The sequence below is a fragment of the Rhodovulum steppense genome, from assembly GCF_004339675.1.
Lineage (GTDB): Bacteria > Pseudomonadota > Alphaproteobacteria > Rhodobacterales > Rhodobacteraceae > Rhodovulum > Rhodovulum steppense.
This window is the reverse complement of sequence record NZ_SLVM01000011.1, coordinates 107,171-122,598: the sequence shown is the minus strand read 5'-3', so window position 1 is coordinate 122,598 and position 15,428 is coordinate 107,171. Positions and strand designations below refer to the sequence as shown.

The 15,428-nt window shown below is 69.8% G+C and carries 18 protein-coding genes; 11 read left to right on the top strand and 7 right to left on the bottom strand.

The features are described 5' to 3' along the window. Positions 1 to 72 precede the first annotated feature (72 nt). Entirely contained in the window at positions 73 to 660 is a 588-nt protein-coding gene (locus tag EV216_RS09430; RefSeq protein ID WP_207893992.1) for a DNA methyltransferase, read from the bottom strand. 232 nt (positions 661 to 892) lie between these two features. Here EV216_RS09430 and trhA point away from each other — a divergent pair, with 232 nt between their 5' ends. Together trhA and EV216_RS09420 are read left to right on the top strand one after the other, a co-directional pair. Beyond that, a complete protein-coding gene (trhA, locus tag EV216_RS09425) occupies positions 893 to 1,540 on the top strand; it encodes a PAQR family membrane homeostasis protein TrhA (protein WP_132694898.1) in 648 nt (215 codons plus the stop codon). A gap of 119 nt (positions 1,541 to 1,659) precedes the next feature. Continuing rightward, the gene (locus EV216_RS09420; protein ID WP_132694896.1) at positions 1,660 to 1,956 is read left to right on the top strand and encodes a hypothetical protein; all 297 of its coding nucleotides are present in this window, start codon (positions 1,660 to 1,662) and stop codon (positions 1,954 to 1,956) included. A 104-nt stretch (positions 1,957 to 2,060) separates the two neighbouring features. On the opposite strand, the gene EV216_RS09415 is transcribed toward EV216_RS09420, so the two are convergent. Continuing rightward, on the bottom strand, positions 2,061 to 2,516 hold the full coding sequence (locus EV216_RS09415; protein WP_132694895.1) for a low molecular weight protein-tyrosine-phosphatase: 456 nt from the start codon (positions 2,514 to 2,516) through the stop codon (positions 2,061 to 2,063). A 41-nt stretch (positions 2,517 to 2,557) separates the two neighbouring features. On the opposite strand from EV216_RS09415, the gene EV216_RS09410 reads away from it, so the two are divergent. Further along, the gene (locus EV216_RS09410; protein ID WP_132694893.1) at positions 2,558 to 3,259 is read left to right on the top strand and encodes an NAD-dependent deacylase; all 702 of its coding nucleotides are present in this window, start codon (positions 2,558 to 2,560) and stop codon (positions 3,257 to 3,259) included. Here EV216_RS09410 and EV216_RS09405 read toward each other — a convergent pair. Both EV216_RS09405 and EV216_RS09400 read right to left on the bottom strand, forming a co-directional pair. Beyond that, positions 3,253 to 3,777, bottom strand: coding sequence for a CIA30 family protein (locus tag EV216_RS09405; protein WP_243642032.1), 525 nt, complete (start codon positions 3,775 to 3,777; stop codon positions 3,253 to 3,255). The two genes, EV216_RS09410 and EV216_RS09405, sit on opposite strands and share 7 nt — an antisense overlap. Next, positions 3,774 to 4,331: a TlpA family protein disulfide reductase gene (locus EV216_RS09400; RefSeq protein ID WP_132694891.1), complete on the bottom strand. Its 558-nt coding sequence runs from the start codon at positions 4,329 to 4,331 to the stop codon at positions 3,774 to 3,776. Before EV216_RS09400 ends, EV216_RS09405 begins: the two co-directional genes overlap by 4 nt. A 24-nt stretch (positions 4,332 to 4,355) precedes the next feature. Between EV216_RS09400 and argH the strand changes: the two genes are divergently transcribed. The 5 genes from argH (at position 4,356) to EV216_RS09370 (ending at position 10,357) form a co-directional block, all read left to right on the top strand. Next, positions 4,356 to 5,747 carry an argininosuccinate lyase gene (argH, locus tag EV216_RS09395; RefSeq protein ID WP_132694890.1) on the top strand — a complete coding sequence of 464 codons (1,392 nt, stop codon included), beginning with the start codon at positions 4,356 to 4,358 and terminating at the stop codon, positions 5,745 to 5,747. After that, positions 5,744 to 6,025: a hypothetical protein gene (locus EV216_RS09390; RefSeq protein WP_132694888.1), complete on the top strand. Its 282-nt coding sequence runs from the start codon at positions 5,744 to 5,746 to the stop codon at positions 6,023 to 6,025. The genes argH and EV216_RS09390 overlap by 4 nt, the downstream gene beginning before the upstream one ends. Positions 6,026 to 6,148: 123 nt before the next feature. After that, complete coding sequence (locus EV216_RS09380) at positions 6,149 to 6,475, top strand: DUF2834 domain-containing protein (protein ID WP_132694885.1); 327 nt, start codon at positions 6,149 to 6,151, stop codon at positions 6,473 to 6,475. A gap of 7 nt (positions 6,476 to 6,482) precedes the next feature. Continuing rightward, the gene (lysA, locus tag EV216_RS09375; RefSeq protein WP_132694883.1) at positions 6,483 to 7,748 is read left to right on the top strand and encodes a diaminopimelate decarboxylase; all 1,266 of its coding nucleotides are present in this window, start codon (positions 6,483 to 6,485) and stop codon (positions 7,746 to 7,748) included. Between the two features lie 35 nt (positions 7,749 to 7,783). After that, positions 7,784 to 10,357, top strand: a complete 2,574-nt coding sequence (locus tag EV216_RS09370; RefSeq protein WP_132694882.1) for a TIGR02302 family protein — start codon at positions 7,784 to 7,786, stop codon at positions 10,355 to 10,357. An 18-nt stretch (positions 10,358 to 10,375) separates the two neighbouring features. Here EV216_RS09370 and EV216_RS09365 read toward each other — a convergent pair whose 3' ends face one another. Next, on the bottom strand, positions 10,376 to 11,140 hold the full coding sequence (locus EV216_RS09365; RefSeq protein WP_165899210.1) for a zinc-ribbon domain-containing protein: 765 nt from the start codon (positions 11,138 to 11,140) through the stop codon (positions 10,376 to 10,378). A gap of 163 nt (positions 11,141 to 11,303) precedes the next feature. On the opposite strand from EV216_RS09365, the gene EV216_RS09360 reads away from it, so the two are divergent. Genes EV216_RS09360 through EV216_RS09350 form a run of 3 tightly spaced genes read left to right on the top strand, consistent with a single transcriptional unit; the run spans position 11,304 to position 13,616 of the window. Beyond that, positions 11,304 to 11,981 (top strand): cell division ATP-binding protein FtsE, encoded by a 678-nt coding sequence (locus tag EV216_RS09360; protein WP_132694878.1) that lies wholly within the window; start codon positions 11,304 to 11,306, stop codon positions 11,979 to 11,981. A gap of 5 nt (positions 11,982 to 11,986) precedes the next feature. Continuing rightward, complete coding sequence (locus tag EV216_RS09355; RefSeq protein ID WP_132694909.1) at positions 11,987 to 12,880, top strand: cell division protein FtsX; 894 nt, start codon at positions 11,987 to 11,989, stop codon at positions 12,878 to 12,880. A gap of 1 nt (position 12,881) precedes the next feature. After that, the gene (locus tag EV216_RS09350; protein WP_132694876.1) at positions 12,882 to 13,616 is read left to right on the top strand and encodes a lysophospholipid acyltransferase family protein; all 735 of its coding nucleotides are present in this window, start codon (positions 12,882 to 12,884) and stop codon (positions 13,614 to 13,616) included. 6 nt (positions 13,617 to 13,622) lie between these two features. On the opposite strand, the gene EV216_RS09345 is transcribed toward EV216_RS09350, so the two are convergent. Both EV216_RS09345 and EV216_RS09340 read right to left on the bottom strand, forming a co-directional pair. Further along, a complete protein-coding gene (locus EV216_RS09345) occupies positions 13,623 to 14,021 on the bottom strand; it encodes a hypothetical protein (protein WP_132694875.1) in 399 nt (132 codons plus the stop codon). 140 nt (positions 14,022 to 14,161) lie between these two features. Further along, positions 14,162 to 15,121, bottom strand: a complete 960-nt coding sequence (locus EV216_RS09340) for an acetyl-CoA carboxylase carboxyltransferase subunit alpha (protein WP_132694873.1) — start codon at positions 15,119 to 15,121, stop codon at positions 14,162 to 14,164. Between the last annotated feature and the right edge of the window lie 307 nt (positions 15,122 to 15,428).

Below are 15,428 nucleotides of genomic sequence, written 5' to 3'. Positions count from 1 at the left end.
CGATACGATCGGTGCCCGGAAACGTTCTTCTCTGCGATCATGCTCGCCGCAACCGTCTTGTTCTGGCTATGATCAAGAACGAGTCCTGAGCCTAAAGACAATGTCGCCTTTTCCTTCCTTCTTGAACCGCAAGATTATGTCGCGCACACGGGGGAAATGCTTCGCCCCTTGCTTGTAGTCGGCTTTCGCGGTCGTCCTGTGCCAGCTTATTTCGTTGACATAGTTCCGCGGCCCGAACACCGCATCCAGCAATATCTTCAGGTAATGGCTCGCGGTCGGGTCGCAATGCAGGTAGAGGCTGCCGGTGGGTTTCAGGACGCGGTGCAGTTCCAGCAGGCGCACGGCCATCATGGCCAGATAGGCCATCATGTCGTTCTCGCCCAGAAAGCTGCGCATCGCCCGCAGCATCTCGGCCGCCGCAGCATTGCCCGAGCGCAGCACCTCGCCGAAGGCCTCTTCGGCGGTGTCGGTCCAGTGCCAGGTATCGTCGAACGCCTCGATCTGGGCGGCGCTGTCGGTGCCGGACGGCCCCTTGAACAGCACGTTGTAGGAGGCGTTCGAGTTGAAGGGCGGGTCGAGATAGATCAGGTCCACGCTGTCGGACGCGATATGCTCGCGCAGCACGGCCAGGTTGTCGCCATAGAAAAGATGGTTCGCCATGCCCTGCCCCACCGCCGTTTTCCGTCGCCGTTCCGGCCCTTGGCGCAGGGTAGCGGGGCGGCGGCGGGGCGCAAACCGAAACTTGCCGACGCAAGGGGCCGCGCCCGGGCATGCAGGGGGCGCAGGGGTCACGGGATTGAAACGGTTTGACCCCATGCGTGATTTTGACGCAGATGCGGCGGCATGATAGGATTCGGGCGTGGATGGGCAATGATGTTGCGTGGGGGTTGGCATGAGTGAGCGCTATCCGTCCTATTCGCGGGCCGAGCGGGTCTCGGACGCGGTGGTGCATGTCACGGGGCTGGCCGCGGTGGCGGTGGGGGTTCCGGTGCTGGTGGTGCTGGCCATCGTCTTTCGCGGCGATGGGGCGGCGATCCTGGGGATCACGGTCTATGGCGCGGCGCTGTTCGCGATGATCGGGTTCTCGGCGCTGTATCACATGGTCCAGCACCCGGACTGGACGCCGATCCTGCGGCGGCTGGATCATTCGGCCATCTACTGGAAGATCGCGGGCACCTACACGCCCTTCACGCTGCTTTCGGGCGGGCATGGGGCGGGGCTGCTGGCCGGGCTGTGGGCGGCGGCGGCGGCGGGCACGGGGCTGCGGATGCTGGCGCCCTACCGGTTCCGCGCGGTGAACCTGGCGCTTTATCCGGCGATGGGCTGGGCGGGGGCCGTGGCGGGCTGGGGGCTGTTCGCGACGCTGTCGCCGGTGGTGATGGGGCTGATCGTGGCGGGGGGCGTGCTGTATACGGTGGGGATGGTGTTCTACCTGTGGGAGCGGCTGCCCTATCACAACACGATCTGGCATGTCTTCGTGCTGGTCGCCTCGGTGCTGTTCTTCGCGGCGGTGGCGACGCATGTGATCGACACGGCCTGAACGGCGCGGGCGATTGAATTTTGCGCTTTCCCGGCCTATGATGGGGTCTGGTTTCCGGGTCCGGACAGAGGGTGCGTCAGACGCCCGTAGCGGCCCCCAGCAAGGAACGAGGCAGTCAGATGAGAGCATTTGCGCTTGCGGCGGCGGTCGCCGTATCGTCCACCCCTGCCCTGGCGGGTCCGATCGAGCGGGCCTGTCTGGGATCCGACCGTCCCGGCGTGTCGCGCGGGGTCTGCGGCTGCATCCAGCAGGCCGCCGACATCACGCTGAGTGCCGGCGACCAGCGCGAGGCGGCGAAGTTCTTCCGCGACCCGCACCAGGCCCAGGTCGTGCGCCAGTCGAAACGCGACCGGGATTCGGCCTTCTGGCAGCGCTACAAGCGGTTCGGCGAGATGGCGGCGGCCTATTGCGGCTGAGCCCGTCCGTCCGGCGGAGCGCCTGCGGCGCAAGCCTTTGAAAGGCGGCCCGTTCCGGGCCGCCGTTTCGGGTATTTTCGCCAAGAAGAAGCAGAGGGCGCGGGTCAGCGGCGGGCGATCTCGGCCAGAAGCCCGCGGGCGGCGTCCTCGACCAGATCCAGCACCAGATCGAAGCCGCCCTCGTAATAGGGGTCGGGCACCTCGTCGCGGGGGCTGTCGGCATAGTCGAGGAACAGCCGGACGGGGGTGGCGTTGCCTGCCGGGCGGATCCGTTCCAGATCGGCAAGGTTGCTGCGGTCCATCGCGAGGATCAGGTCGAAACCGTCGAAATCCGCGGCGCGCACCTGCCGGGCGCGCAGCGCCGAAAGGTCGTAGCCGCGCCGTGCCGCCTCGCGCGTGGCGCGGGGATCGGGGGGATCGCCCGCATGCCAGCCCCCGGTTCCGGCGCTGTCGATCTGGACCGGCAGGCGGGCGGCCTCGGCCATCTGCGCGACGACCCCGTGGGCGGTGGGCGAGCGGCAGATATTGCCGAGGCAGACGAACAGGATGCGGGTGGTCATGGGCCTCTCCTTTCGGCATTGTGATAGCGGAGGGGCGGGCGATGACCAAGATCGTGATTCTGACCGGGGCGGGAATTTCGGCCGAAAGCGGGCTGGGCACGTTCCGCGACAAGGACGGTATCTGGACGCGCTACGATCTGGCCGAGGTGGCGACCCCCGAGGGCTTTGCCCGCGACCCCGCATTGGTGCACGAATTCTACAATGCGCGGCGCCGCAATGCCGCCGAGGCGATCCCGAACGCCGCCCATGCGGCGCTGGCGCGGCTGGAACAGGCCTTGCCGGGCGAGGTGCGGATCGTCACCCAGAATATCGACGATCTGCATGAGCGCGCGGGCAGCCGGGCGGTCTGGCACATGCACGGGCAGATCACCCGCGCCCGTTGTGCCGTCTGCGGCGAGACCTGGACCGCGCCGATGGCAATGCGCGCGGACGATCCCTGCCCCGCCTGTGCCGCCCCGGCGACGCGGCCCGATATCGTGTGGTTCGGCGAGTTTCCCTATCACATGGAGGCGATCTGGGACGCGCTGCGCGCGGCCGAGCTGTTCGTGGCGATCGGCACCTCGGGCAGCGTCTATCCGGCCGCCGCCTTCGTGCAGGATGCGGCGCGGGCGGGCGCGCGGACGCTGGAGCTGAACCTGGAGCCGTCCGAGACCGTGGGCGATTTCGCCGAGGCCCGGCATGGTCCGGCCAGCGAGATCGTGCCCGCCTGGGTCGAGGAAATCCTGCGCAGGCGGGGTCAGTAGAATCCGACCCCGGCCAGCGCGATATCGGCCCGCTGCTCGCGGCCATAGGCGGCGATGCCGAGGCTGTCGACCGCGTCGGGGCGCAGGCGTGCGGCGGCCCCGCCCCGGGGTTGAAAATCGCGCAGCGGGATGCGGATCTCGCGCCAGTCGGGGGTGGTGTCGAACCCGGCCTGATGGAATTGCCAGGGTCGCGTGGCGGCGCTGCGCAGATGGACGAAATAGCGCTGCCCGTCGCCGCGCACGCTGAGCACGATGCCCTGCGCATCGGGCGGCAGCCGCACCGCCCGGCGCATCTGGACGAAGCCGCCGCGATTGGCGGTGCTGACCATGCCGGTCAGGTGCAGGAAGCCCCTGCCCTGTTCCTCGGCATAGGCGGCGGCGCCGGTCGAGACGCCGCCCATCACCCGGTCGGACAGAAAGGACCAGGCGCGCGCGGTTTCGGGGGTGATGGGCTCGATCATCTCAGCCGAAACCGGGGCGGCCAGCACAAGGGCAAGGGCCAGCCATGGCCGGATCATCCCCCATTCATCAGCGCGGCGACAATGGCCCTGGCGCTGTCGCTGTCCCATTCGGCATCGCCCTGCATCCGGGCAATCTCCTGGCCCTCGGGGTTCAGGATCACGGTCACGGGCAGGCCCATCACCCCCATCTGCCGGGCCAGCCCCGAATCCGGGTCGCGCCATTTCGGCAGGGTGGCGATGGCCAGATCCGAGAACAGCCGGTCGATGCCCTGGGGCGAATTGCGCCCCGTCGCCACCGTGACCACCGCAAAGCCCGCGCCGCCGAATTCGGCATTCAGCCGGTCGAGCGCGGGCATTTCATGGCGGCAGGGCGGGCACCAGGTCGCCCAGAAATTCAGCACCACCCAGCGGCCGAGATGTTCGTCCAGCGCGCGGGGCGCCTCGGCCTCGTCGATCAGGGCGATTTCGGGCACGGGTTTCGGCGCGGCATGGAAGACGAGCTTGCGCATGTCGCCTTCGCGCAGCCCGTTCAGCGCGGCGGGATCGGCGGCGGCGGTATTTGCACCCAGCGCAAGGGCCGTGTAGAGGACGAGCGACCTGACGAACGACATTTTTCCCTCCGAAGGGCCGTGACGATGACCAACGACCAGTCCAACGCGATGTGGGGCGGGCGGTTCGCCGCCGGGCCGGACGCGATCATGGAGGCGATCAATGCCTCGATCTCGTTCGACCAGCGGCTGGCGGCCCAGGACATCGCCGGTTCCCGCGCCCATGCCGCCATGCTGGCGGCGACGGGCATCCTAAGCGATACGGATTCGCAGGCGATCCGGGAAGGGCTGCTCACGGTCTTGTCAGAGATCGAGGGCGGGCGCTTCGCGTTTTCCACCGCGCTGGAAGACATTCACATGAATGTCGAGGCGCGGCTGAAGGAGGTGATCGGCGAACCGGCGGGGCGGCTGCACACGGCGCGGTCGCGCAACGACCAGGTGGCGACCGATTTCCGGCTCTGGGTGCGCGACCAGATCGACGCGGCACTGGCGGGGCTTGAGGCGCTGATCCGGGCGCTGCTGGCGCAGGCCGAGGCGGGCGCGGACTGGGTGATGCCGGGCTTCACGCATCTGCAAACGGCGCAGCCGGTGACCTGGGGCCATCACATGATGGCCTATGTCGAGATGTTCGCCCGCGACATGGGCCGGTTTGCCGATGCCCGCGCGCGGATGAACGAATGTCCCCTTGGTGCGGCGGCGCTGGCGGGCACGTCCTTTCCCATCGACCGGCAGATGACGGCGGCGGCGCTGGGCTTCGACCGGCCGATGGCCAATTCGCTGGATGCGGTCAGCGACCGCGATTTCGCGCTGGAATTCCTGGGCGCCGCGTCCATCTGCGCGATGCACCTGAGCCGGTTCGCCGAGGAACTGGTGATCTGGTCCTCGGCGCAGTTCCGGTTCGTGGTGCTGTCGGACCGGTTCTCGACCGGCTCCTCGATCATGCCGCAGAAGAAGAACCCCGACGCCGCCGAGCTGATCCGGGCCAAGATCGGGCGGATCATGGGGGCGAATGTCGCGCTGATGATGGTGATGAAGGGGCTGCCCTTGGCCTATTCCAAGGACATGCAGGAGGACAAGGAACAGGTCTTCGACGCCGCCGACAGCCTGATGCTGGCGCTGGCCGCGATGGAGGGCATGGTGCGCGACATGCACGCGAACCGTCCCGCGCTGGAGGCGGCGGCAGCCAGCGGCTTTTCCACCGCGACCGATCTGGCCGACTGGCTGGTGCGGGCGCTGGGCATGCCGTTTCGCGATGCCCACCATGTCACCGGGCGGCTGGTCGCGCTGGCCGAGGCCAAGGGCTGCGATCTGCCCGACCTGACGCTTGCCGAGATGCAGGGCGTGCATGCGGGCATCGGGGCGGCGGTGTTCGACGTTCTGGGCGTGCACAATTCGGTCGCGAGTCGGGTAAGCTATGGCGGCACCGCGCCCGATCAGGTGCGGGCACAGGTGGCGCGCTGGAAGGAACGGCTGGGATGACACGGCTTGCCGCGCTGGGGCTGGTCCTGCTGGCGGGCTGCGCCGCGCCCTCGGGGCAGGTTGCGGTCACGCCGGACGGGCAGGCCTCGGGGCGGGTGGCCAGCGGGCCGGTGACGGTCTCGGGCGGGCCGGACGGGCCGGGGGCCTCGGTCCGGGTGGTGCAGACGGGGACAAGTGCGGTGCGGGTGGGCACGGATGGGGCGGCGGTGTCGGTGCGGCCCGCCGGATTGCCGGTGCGGATCGGCGCGGGGACTGGAGGGGTGAGCCTTGGCTTCTAGATGGATATGGGTCGCCGTGCTGGTGCTGGCCGGTTGCGGGGTCGACGGACCGCCGGAACCGCCGCAGGCGGGCGTGACGGTCGGCGGCACGGTCGAAATTGGCGTGACGGGAGGAAACCGGCCATGACGCCCCTGCGGATGATCTTTCTGGCGCTTGCGATCTGGGGCGCCATTCACCCGATGTATTATTTCCTGAGCTGGTATTTCGCCAACGGCCAGGATTTCATGGGCATGATCGACGCCTGGTATGTCAATGACAGCACCACGGGTCTGGTCTGGGATCTGACCATTGCCGCCATCGCGCTGGCGATCTGGATCGTCGCCGACAGCATCGCGCGCCGCGACTGGCTGGGGCCGGTGGCGGTTCTGGCCATCGGCATCGGCGTGTCCTGCGCGCTGCCGCTTTACCTGTTCCTGCGCTCGCGCCCGCGCGACGCAAGCACGGCCTGACCCCGGAATGGATCATTTCCTCTATCGCGACGGCGTGCTGCATGCCGAGGATGTCCCCCTGCCCGAGATCGCGGCGCAGGTCGGAACCCCGTTCTACTGCTATTCGGTCGCCACGCTGACCCGGCATTTCCGCCTGTTCCAGGAGGCGCTGGCGGGCATGGATCACCTGATCTGCTATGCGGTAAAGGCCAATTCCAATCAGGCCGTGCTGAAGCTGATGGGCGATCTGGGGGCGGGCGTCGATGTCGTCTCGGGCGGGGAATACCGCCGCGCACGGGCGGCGGGCATTCCGGGCGAACGGATCGTGTTCTCGGGCGTCGGCAAGACGCGCGAGGAGATGCGGCTGGCGCTGGAGGGCGGCATCCGCCAGTTCAACGTCGAATCCGAACCCGAGATGGCGGCGCTGAACGAGGTGGCGCTGGGCCTGGGCGTCGTGGCCCCCATCGCGGTGCGGGTGAATCCCGACGTCGATGCCCAGACGCATGAGAAGATCGCGACCGGCAAGGCCGAGAACAAGTTCGGCATCCCGATCGCCAGGGCGCGCGCCGTCTATGCCCATGCCGCGACCCTGCCGGGGCTGCGGGTGGTCGGCATCGACGTGCATATCGGCAGCCAGTTGACCGCGCTCGAACCCTTCGAGGCGGCCTATGCCAAGGTCGCCGACCTGACCCGCGCGCTGCGTCAGGACGGGCACGAGATCATCCGGCTGGATCTGGGCGGGGGGCTTGGCATCCCCTATGAACGCTCGAACGCCGCGCCCCCCCTGCCGCTGGAATATGGCGCGATGATCCGGCGCGTGGTCGGCGATCTGGGCTGCGAGATCGAGATCGAGCCGGGCCGCCTGATCGCGGGCAATGCCGGGATCCTGGTCGCGCAGGCGATCTATGTGAAGGAGGGCGAGGGGCGGAATTTCCTGATCCTCGATGCCGCGATGAACGACCTGGTGCGGCCCGCGATGTATTCGGCCCATCACGACATCGTGCCGGTGATCGAACCCGCGCCCGGCGCCGAACAGGCGCCCATCGACATCGTGGGGCCGGTCTGCGAGACGGGCGATACCTTTGCGAAAAGCCGGATGATGCCGCCCGTTGCCCCCGGCGATCTGGTCGCCTTTCGCTCGGCGGGCGCCTATGGCGCGGTGATGGCCTCGGAATACAACACCCGCCCGCTGGTGCCCGAAGTGCTGGTCATGGGGGATCACTTGGCCGTCATTCGGGACAGGCCATCCTTTGACGAGATCATAAACCGAGATACCATCCCCGAGTGGCTTTGACCGGCAACCCCGCCGGATCGCCACGGGATGGGAGCATGACCGAACGGACGACCCCCCCCGAGGATGCCCTTCAAGCCTTGCGCTGGCCGCTGCGTCTGACGCGGGCGGGGATGGTGGCCGAACGGCTGACCCGCGCCTTCTGGCCGCTCGCGAGCCTTTTGCTGGCGCTGGCGGCGGTGCTGTCCTTCGGCCTGCACGACATGGTCTCGCGCGGCTGGGCGCTGGTCGTGCTGGCGCTGGCGGCTGTCGCGATGGTGGTGGCCTTCGGCCTTGGTGTGCGCAGCTTTCGCTGGCCCTCGCGCGCCGAGGCGCTGGACCGGCTGGACCGCACATTGCCGGGCCGCCCGATCACGGCGCTGCGCGACCATCAGGCGGTGGGCGCGGGCGATGCGGCCTCCGAGGCGGTGTGGCGGGTGCATGTCGCGCGGATGGCAGAGCGGGCGCGCGCCGCGCGGGCGGTGTCGCCCGACCTGCGCATGGCGTCGCGCGATCCCTATGCGTTGCGCTATGTGGCGCTGACGGCGTTTGTGGTGGCGCTGGCCTTCGGCTCGCTCTGGCGGGTGGCAAGCGTGGGCGATCTGGCCAGCGATGGCGGCGCGGCATTGGCGGCCGGGCCGACCTGGGAAGGCTGGATCGAACCGCCCGCCCATACCGCCAAGCCCAGCCTTTACCTGAACGAGATCCGCGCCGAGACGCTGAGCGTGCCGCATGGCAGCCGGGTGATGCTGCGGCTTTACGGCGAGGTCGGCGCGCTGACGCTGCGCGAAACCGTCTCGGCCCGGCCGGTCGAGGGCAGCGCGCCCCAGGGCGCGGATGCGATGGCGCAAAGCTTCGAGATGGTCCGCCCCGGCGAGGTCGCGATCGAGGGGCCGGGCGGGCGAAGCTGGCAGATCGTGCTGACCCCCGACACCCCCCCCGCGATCGAGGCGGACGGCCCGCCCGAGGTGCAGGCCAACGGGCAGATGGCGCAGGGCTTCACGGCGCGCGACGATTACGGCGTGGTGGCGGGACGCGCGGTGGTGAGGCTGGATGCGGGGGCCGTGGACCGCCGCTATGGCCTGCTGCCCGAGCCCGACCCGCGCGAACCGCTGGTGCTGGATCTGCCGATGACGATCACCGGCGACCGGCGCGATTTCTCCGAAACGCTGATCGAGAACCTGTCGCAGCACCCCTGGGCCGGGCTGCCGGTTCAGATGGTGCTGATCGCGCAGGATGCGCTGGGTCAGGAAGGAACCAGCCCGCCCGTGGCGATGATGCTGCCCGGGCGGCGCTTCTTCGATCCGCTGGCGCGCGCGGTGGTGGAACAGCGGCGCGACCTGCTCTGGACGCGCACGAATGGCGCACAGGTGGCGCGGATGCTGCGCGCGGTCAGCCATGAACCGGACGGGCTGTTTCGCACCGAACGGGCCTATCTGCTGCTGCGCGTGGCGACAAGGCGGCTGGAGGCCGGGGTTGCCGCCGGTCTGAGTGCCGAGACCCAGGACGAGATCGCCGCCGCGCTGTGGGACATCGCCGTTCTGATCGAGGAGGGCGACCTGTCGGATGCGGCCGAACGGCTGCGCCGGGCGCAGGAACGCCTGTCCGAGGCGATGCGCGAGGGCGCGAGCAACGAGGAAATCGCCGAACTGATGCGCGAATTGCGCGAGGCGATGCAGGATTACATGCGCCAGCTTGCCCAGCAGCAATCCCAGGACGGCCAGCAACAGGCGCAGAACCAGCAGGACATGCAGGAGATCACCGGCGACCAGTTGGAACAGATGCTGGAGCGGTTGCAGCAACTGATGGAAGAAGGCCGGATGGACGAGGCGCAGCAGCTTCTGGAAATGCTGCGCCAGATGATGGAGAACATGCAGATCACCCAAGGTCAGGGCGGCCAGCAAAGCCCCGGCCAGCAGGCGATGGAGGGTCTGGCCGAGACCCTGCGCCAGCAACAGGGCCTGAGCGACGAGGCGTTCCGGGGGCTTCAGGACCAGTTCAACCCCGGCCAGCAGGGTCAGCAGGGCGACGGCCAGCAGGGTCAGGACGGACAGGGTCAGCAATTCGGCGAAGGTCAGGGGCAAGGCCAGGGTCAGGGCCAGCAGCCCGGCGCCGGGGGGCGCGAGGGCGATCTGGGCCAGCAGCTTGCCGACCGCCAGCGCGCGCTGCAACGCGAACTGGACCGCCAGCGCGAGGGGTTGCCGGGCTTGGGCGGCTCGCCCGAGGGCGAGGCGGCGCGCGAGGCGCTGGACCGCGCAGGCCGGGCGATGGGCGAGGCCGAGGATGCGCTGCGCGGCGACGATCTGGCCGGCGCGCTGGACAGCCAGGCCGAGGCGATGGAGGCGCTGCGCGAGGGCATGCGCAATCTGGGCGAGGCGCTGGCGCAGAACCAGCAGCCGGGCCAGCAGGGCGAGGGAATGGGCCAGGCGCAGGCCGGTGGCGACCGCCGCGACCCGCTGGGCCGCGACCAGAGCACGATGGGCCGGGTCGGCACGGAACAGGAGATGCTGCGCGGCGAGGATGTGCAGGGGCGCGCGCGGGAATTGCTGGACGAGATCCGCCGCCGCTCGGGCGAACAGGAACGGCCCGAGATCGAACTGGACTATCTGCGGCGGCTGCTGGACCGGTTCTGAGGGGGCTTTTGCGGGGCCTCAGCCCGCCGCGCCGGGCGCCGATCGCGGCAACAGCATGTGCAGCCACAGCCGCAGCCGGTCGAGCGCCTCCGCGTAATCCGCCATCGGCGCCTCGAACGCGGGATGCAGCGCGCCGATCCCCGGCGCCAGCAGATAGGCCCCCACCGCCAGCGCCGCGACCAGCACGACAAGGGCAAAGCCCAGCCGGAATCCGCTGCGCCGGGCGGCCTGTTCGGCCTCGGCGGTGATGATGCTGTCGGCGCCACGGTCGGAACTGGCGTCGAGGCTGGCATTGATCTCGGCCAGATCGGGCAACTGGTCGCGGCGGGTGGCGGGTTCGGGTTCCGGCACGGGCTGGGCGGGGGCGACGGGGTCCGCGGCGGGTTTAGCGGCGGGTTCAGCGGCGGGCGCGGGGCTGCGCGGCGGGGCGCTGTCGAGGCCCAGATCGGGCTGGGCGGCGAAGGTGTCGGCCGCGGCCTCCTGCGCGCGCACGCGCTGTTCGCGGGCAGCCTCCTCCTGCAGGATGTCGAGCACCGAGGCATCCAGCGCGCGGCGCGCGGCGGCGGCCGGGGCGGGTTCGGTCCCGGTCGGCGGCGGGGCCGTGGTCTCGCCATGCCAGCCGATATCCTCGGCTTCGGGCACGGGCCGCGCGGCAGCCGCCCCGGCCGGTCCCTGGAACCAGGTATGGCCGCAATTCGAGCATTGCACATCGCGCCCCTCGCCGGGGATCACGGCGGCATCGACCTCGTACTGGGCGTCGCAGTTCGGGCAAATCAGTCGCATCCGGCACCCTGCCTCGACCCGTCCATGGGACGGACCCTGCCTGTCGTTTTGCGGCATGTTGTATCAGCCCCGGTGGAAATTCAAAGCCTTTGCGGGCGCAGGAGATTGAAACCGGGCCGGGGCTCGGGCAATAGGGTGGTCGGATGAGCGGCGGAGCGGACCCGTGATCGAGCTGGAAGACGTGTCCCACAGCTATGGCGGAGCCGAGCTTCTGTCGGGCATATCGCTGCGGTTGCAGCCCGGATCCTTCCATTTCCTGACCGGCCCCTCGGGCGCGGGCAAGACCACGCTGCTGAAACTGTGCTATGCCGAATTGCGGCCCACGCGCGGAAGGGTGCGCCTTTTTGGCGCAGAACTGGCCGGGATGGACCGCGACGCGGTGGCGCGCACGCGGCGCCGGATCGGGGTGGTGCATCAGGATTGCCAGTTCCTGGACCATCTGCCGCTGGCCGAGAATGTCAGCCTGCCGCTGCTGGTGGCCGGGCGCGACGTGGCGGCCGAGGCCGGGAACCTGCGCGAATTGCTGGCCTGGGTGGGCCTGCAGGCGCAGACCGAGGCGCTGCCGCCGCAACTCTCGGGCGGCGAGCGTCAGCGCGCGGCGCTGGCGCGTGCGGTCATCATGGACCCCGACGTGATCCTGGCCGACGAGCCCACCGGCAATGTGGACTGGGAAATGTCCTTGCGCATCCTGCAATTGCTGATCGAACTGAACCGCATGGGCAAGGCGATCCTGGTGGCGACGCATGACCTGAACCTGATCCGCGCAGCCAAGGCGCAGGTCGCGGCGCGCGTGTTGCGGATCAAGGGACAGCAATTGCAGCAGGCGGGGGCGGAACTGTGAGGCGGCTGGCCCCTCTGGCCGCGCTGCTGGTCGGCGACGCGCGCGCCGACCGGGTGGTGCCGCCCTCGGGCTTTACCGCGCATCTGACGCAGTTTACCGCGGCGGCGATGGCCTTCCTGACCGTCTTTGCGCTGGCGCTGTCGCTGGCGGCGGGGCGGCTGGCGGATCACTGGGACGAGGCGCTGGCGCGCACGGCGACCGTGCGGCTGTCGGCCCCCGAGGGCCAGATGGCCGCCCAGACCGAGGCCATTCTGGAGGTGCTGCGCACCACGCCGGGCGTCGCTGCGGCCCGGGCGATTCCCGACGAGGAACAGCGCGCCCTGCTGGAGCCCTGGTTCGGCCCCGACCTGCCGGTGGAGACCCTGCCCCTGCCCCGGCTGATCGAGGTGACCGAGACCGAGGCGGGCATGGATGCCGAGGCGCTGCGATTCCGGCTGGCGGGCGAGGCGCCGGGCGCGGTGCTGGACGATCACGGCCGCTGGCGGCGTCCGCTGATCGAGGCGGCGGGGCGGCTGCGGCTCCTGGGCTGGCTGTCGATCGGGCTGATCGGGGCGGCGATGGCCGCGATGATCGCGCTGTCGGCCCATGCCGCCCTTGCCGCCAATGCCCGGGTGATCGCGGTGCTGCGGCTGGTGGGCGCGCGCGACACCTTCATCGCGCGCGCCTTCGTGCGCCGCTTTACCCGCCGGGCACTGGAGGGGGCCGCCGCCGGAACGGCGCTGGGCATGGTCGCGGTGGCGCTGCTGCCGCGGGCCGATGCGGCGGCGGGGGTGCTGGCGGGTCTGGGGTTCCGCGGCGCCGACTGGCTGGTGCCGCTGCTGTTGCCGCCCGTCGCCGCCGCCGTGGCCCTTGTTGCCACGCGGATCACCGCGATGCGGGTTCTGAAAGGGATTACCTAGGATGCGTTACGCCGTGCAATATCTGCGCTCGCTGGTCTTTGTCGGGCAGATGTACCTGGCGATGCCGGTCTTCGGGCTGGTCTACGCGCTGCCGACGCTGGTCTCGCGCAGATTTGCCTTTCACGCCATCCACCATTATGCCCGCTGGGTGCGCTGGACCGCGCGCTGGATGGTCGGGCTGCGTTCCGAGGTGCGCGGCGAGGTGCCGGTGGACGAGGTGCTGATCGCCTCCAAGCACCAGTCCTTCTTCGACATCCTGCTGCTGGTCAGCGTGGTGCCGCGGCCGCGCTTCATCATGAAGCAGTCGCTGAAACGGGCGCCGGTGCTGGGCTGGTACGCCATGCGCATCGGCTGCGTGCCGGTCGACCGGGGCAGGCGCGGGCAGGCGATCGCCCAGATGGTCGAGGGCGTGGCGAACGGGCGGCACGCGCCCGGCCAGCTCATCATCTATCCGCAGGGCACCCGGGTCGCGCCGGGCGTGAGCCGCCCCTACAAGGTGGGGGCCGGGGTGCTGTATCAGCAGTTCGGCCATGATTGCGTGCCCGCCGCGACGAATGTCGGCGTGTTCTGGCCGCGCACCGGCATCTACCGCAAGCCCGGCCTGGCCGTGGTCGAGTTCCTGCCGCGGATCCCGGCGGGCAAGCCCGTCGATGCCTTCATGGCCGAGTTGCAGGGCGCGGTCGAGACCGCCTCGAACCGGCTGATGCACGAGGCGGGGTTCCGGCCGGAGGACTGATCCCCGCTACTCGGCGGCGGTGGCATGCGTCGGCATCGGGTCGAGGACCGGGCGCAGCTTGCGCACATTGCGCGGGCTGTCGGCGGTGCTGACCCGGCGCGGCTGCACCGTGATCTCCATCGGGTCGTCATGGCGCGGCGCGTTGCGCTCGGAAGCCGCCATCCGGTCGAGCCGGGAGTCGCGGGCGCGGCGGAACACCAGCACATGGCGGTCGGCACGGCGGGAAAGGGGCCAGCGCCCGACCCGGCAGGGCACCGTCTCGGCGCCCGCGAAATCCCAGCCGCCCGCGCCCATCTCGTTCATGATCTCGGTCAGCGCCGCGGAAAACGCCTGGTCCCCGCGCAACGTCCCGCCGCGGCCCACCCGGCCCGGCGCCGGCAATACGGCGAACTCGAATTGCTGCATGGCAAATACCCCCTTCTACCGGGGCGATGTGACCCGAACGGGGTCGGGGCCGCAAGCCGCATGGCGGCGCCGCGGCGGCAAAACTGTGTCCACAATATGGCAACCGCCGCCACAATTGCGGCGGCCCCGGGCAATGCCGCTCAGGCGGCCAGCCCCTTCGAGCCCATGTCGAGGAACTTGCGCCGCCGCTCGGAAACCAGCGTGGTGCGGTCCAGGCCGTCGAGCTCCTTGAGCATCACGCGCAGGTTGCGCCCGACCGCCTCGATCGTCTGCTCGCGGCCGCGCTGGGCGCCGCCCAGGGGTTCGGCGATGATCCGGTCGATGACGCCCAGCTTCAGCAGATCCTGCGCGGTCAGGCGCAGCGCCTCGGCCGCCTCGCGCATCTTCTCGGCATCCTTCCACAGGATCGACGCACAGCCCTCGGGCGAGATCACCGAATAGACCGAATGTTCCAGCATCGCGACCCGGTTGGCCGTGGCGAAGGCGACCGCGCCGCCCGATCCGCCCTCGCCGATGATGACGCCGAGAAGCGGCACGCCGATCTGCAGGCATTTCTCGGTCGACCGCGCGATCGCCTCGGACTGGCCGCGCTCCTCGGCGCCCTTGCCGGGATAGGCGCCGGGGGTGTCGACCAGCGTGATGACCGGCATCCCGAAACGGTCGGCCATGTCCATCAGCCGCACCGCCTTGCGATAGCCCTCGGGCCGGGCCATGCCGAAATTGCGCTCGAGCCGGGTCTTGGTGTCGAACCCCTTCTCATGCCCGATCACCACCACGGGGCGGTCGTCGAACCGCGCGATGCCGCCCATCACGGCATTGTCCTCGGCAAAGTTCCGGTCGCCCGCCAGCGGCGTGAACTCGGTGAACAGCGCCTCGATATAATCCCTGCAATGCGGCCGGTCGGGGTGGCGCGCCACCTGGCATTTGCGCCAGGGCGTCAGGTTCCTGTAGAGATCCTGCAACAGCGTGGCGGCCTTGCGGTCCAGCGCCGCGGCCTCCTGTTCGACATCCATCTCCGCATTGGCCCGGGCCATCGCCCGCAATTCCTCGGCCTTGCCCTCGATCTCGGCCAGCGGCTTTTCGAATTCGAGATAGTTCATCGGCGGCCCCTCTTGTGGATGGCGGCTATATGACCGCCGCCAGCGGCTTTTGCAACATGACAGCAGGCCGCCCCGCCGCCGTCCTGCCCCTGCCCTTCTGCTTCTTCTTGGCCAAAATACCCATGCCGCCCCCTCCACCCCTCCCCCCGGTCCGGGGCGGGGAAAGGCGGGGGGTCCGGGGGGCGGCAGCCCCCCGGCGGGGGGGGGGGGGGGCCCCCACCCCAAAACCCACCCCGCCCCCCACCCCGGGACCCCGCCGCGGGGGGGCAAAAACGCCGGACAACACCTCCCAGTGCAGCGGGGGGGT

What these genes read in the sequence shown, in the direction of transcription:
- EV216_RS09430 (WP_207893992.1), bottom strand. Translation starts at nt 660, where the DNA reads ATGGCGAACCATCTTTTCTATGGCGACAACCTGGCCGTGCTGCGCGAG.
- trhA (WP_132694898.1), top strand. Translation starts at nt 893, where the DNA reads ATGAGTGAGCGCTATCCGTCCTATTCGCGGGCCGAGCGGGTCTCGGAC.
- EV216_RS09420 (WP_132694896.1), top strand. Translation starts at nt 1,660, where the DNA reads ATGAGAGCATTTGCGCTTGCGGCGGCGGTCGCCGTATCGTCCACCCCT.
- EV216_RS09415 (WP_132694895.1), bottom strand. Translation starts at nt 2,516, where the DNA reads ATGACCACCCGCATCCTGTTCGTCTGCCTCGGCAATATCTGCCGCTCG.
- EV216_RS09410 (WP_132694893.1), top strand. Translation starts at nt 2,558, where the DNA reads ATGACCAAGATCGTGATTCTGACCGGGGCGGGAATTTCGGCCGAAAGC.
- EV216_RS09405 (WP_243642032.1), bottom strand. Translation starts at nt 3,777, where the DNA reads ATGATCCGGCCATGGCTGGCCCTTGCCCTTGTGCTGGCCGCCCCGGTT.
- EV216_RS09400 (WP_132694891.1), bottom strand. Translation starts at nt 4,331, where the DNA reads ATGTCGTTCGTCAGGTCGCTCGTCCTCTACACGGCCCTTGCGCTGGGT.
- argH (WP_132694890.1), top strand. Translation starts at nt 4,356, where the DNA reads ATGACCAACGACCAGTCCAACGCGATGTGGGGCGGGCGGTTCGCCGCC.
- EV216_RS09390 (WP_132694888.1), top strand. Translation starts at nt 5,744, where the DNA reads ATGACACGGCTTGCCGCGCTGGGGCTGGTCCTGCTGGCGGGCTGCGCC.
- EV216_RS09380 (WP_132694885.1), top strand. Translation starts at nt 6,149, where the DNA reads ATGACGCCCCTGCGGATGATCTTTCTGGCGCTTGCGATCTGGGGCGCC.
- lysA (WP_132694883.1), top strand. Translation starts at nt 6,483, where the DNA reads ATGGATCATTTCCTCTATCGCGACGGCGTGCTGCATGCCGAGGATGTC.
- EV216_RS09370 (WP_132694882.1), top strand. Translation starts at nt 7,784, where the DNA reads ATGACCGAACGGACGACCCCCCCCGAGGATGCCCTTCAAGCCTTGCGC.
- EV216_RS09365 (WP_165899210.1), bottom strand. Translation starts at nt 11,140, where the DNA reads ATGCGACTGATTTGCCCGAACTGCGACGCCCAGTACGAGGTCGATGCC.
- EV216_RS09350 (WP_132694876.1), top strand. Translation starts at nt 12,882, where the DNA reads ATGCGTTACGCCGTGCAATATCTGCGCTCGCTGGTCTTTGTCGGGCAG.
- EV216_RS09345 (WP_132694875.1), bottom strand. Translation starts at nt 14,021, where the DNA reads ATGCAGCAATTCGAGTTCGCCGTATTGCCGGCGCCGGGCCGGGTGGGC.
- EV216_RS09340 (WP_132694873.1), bottom strand. Translation starts at nt 15,121, where the DNA reads ATGAACTATCTCGAATTCGAAAAGCCGCTGGCCGAGATCGAGGGCAAG.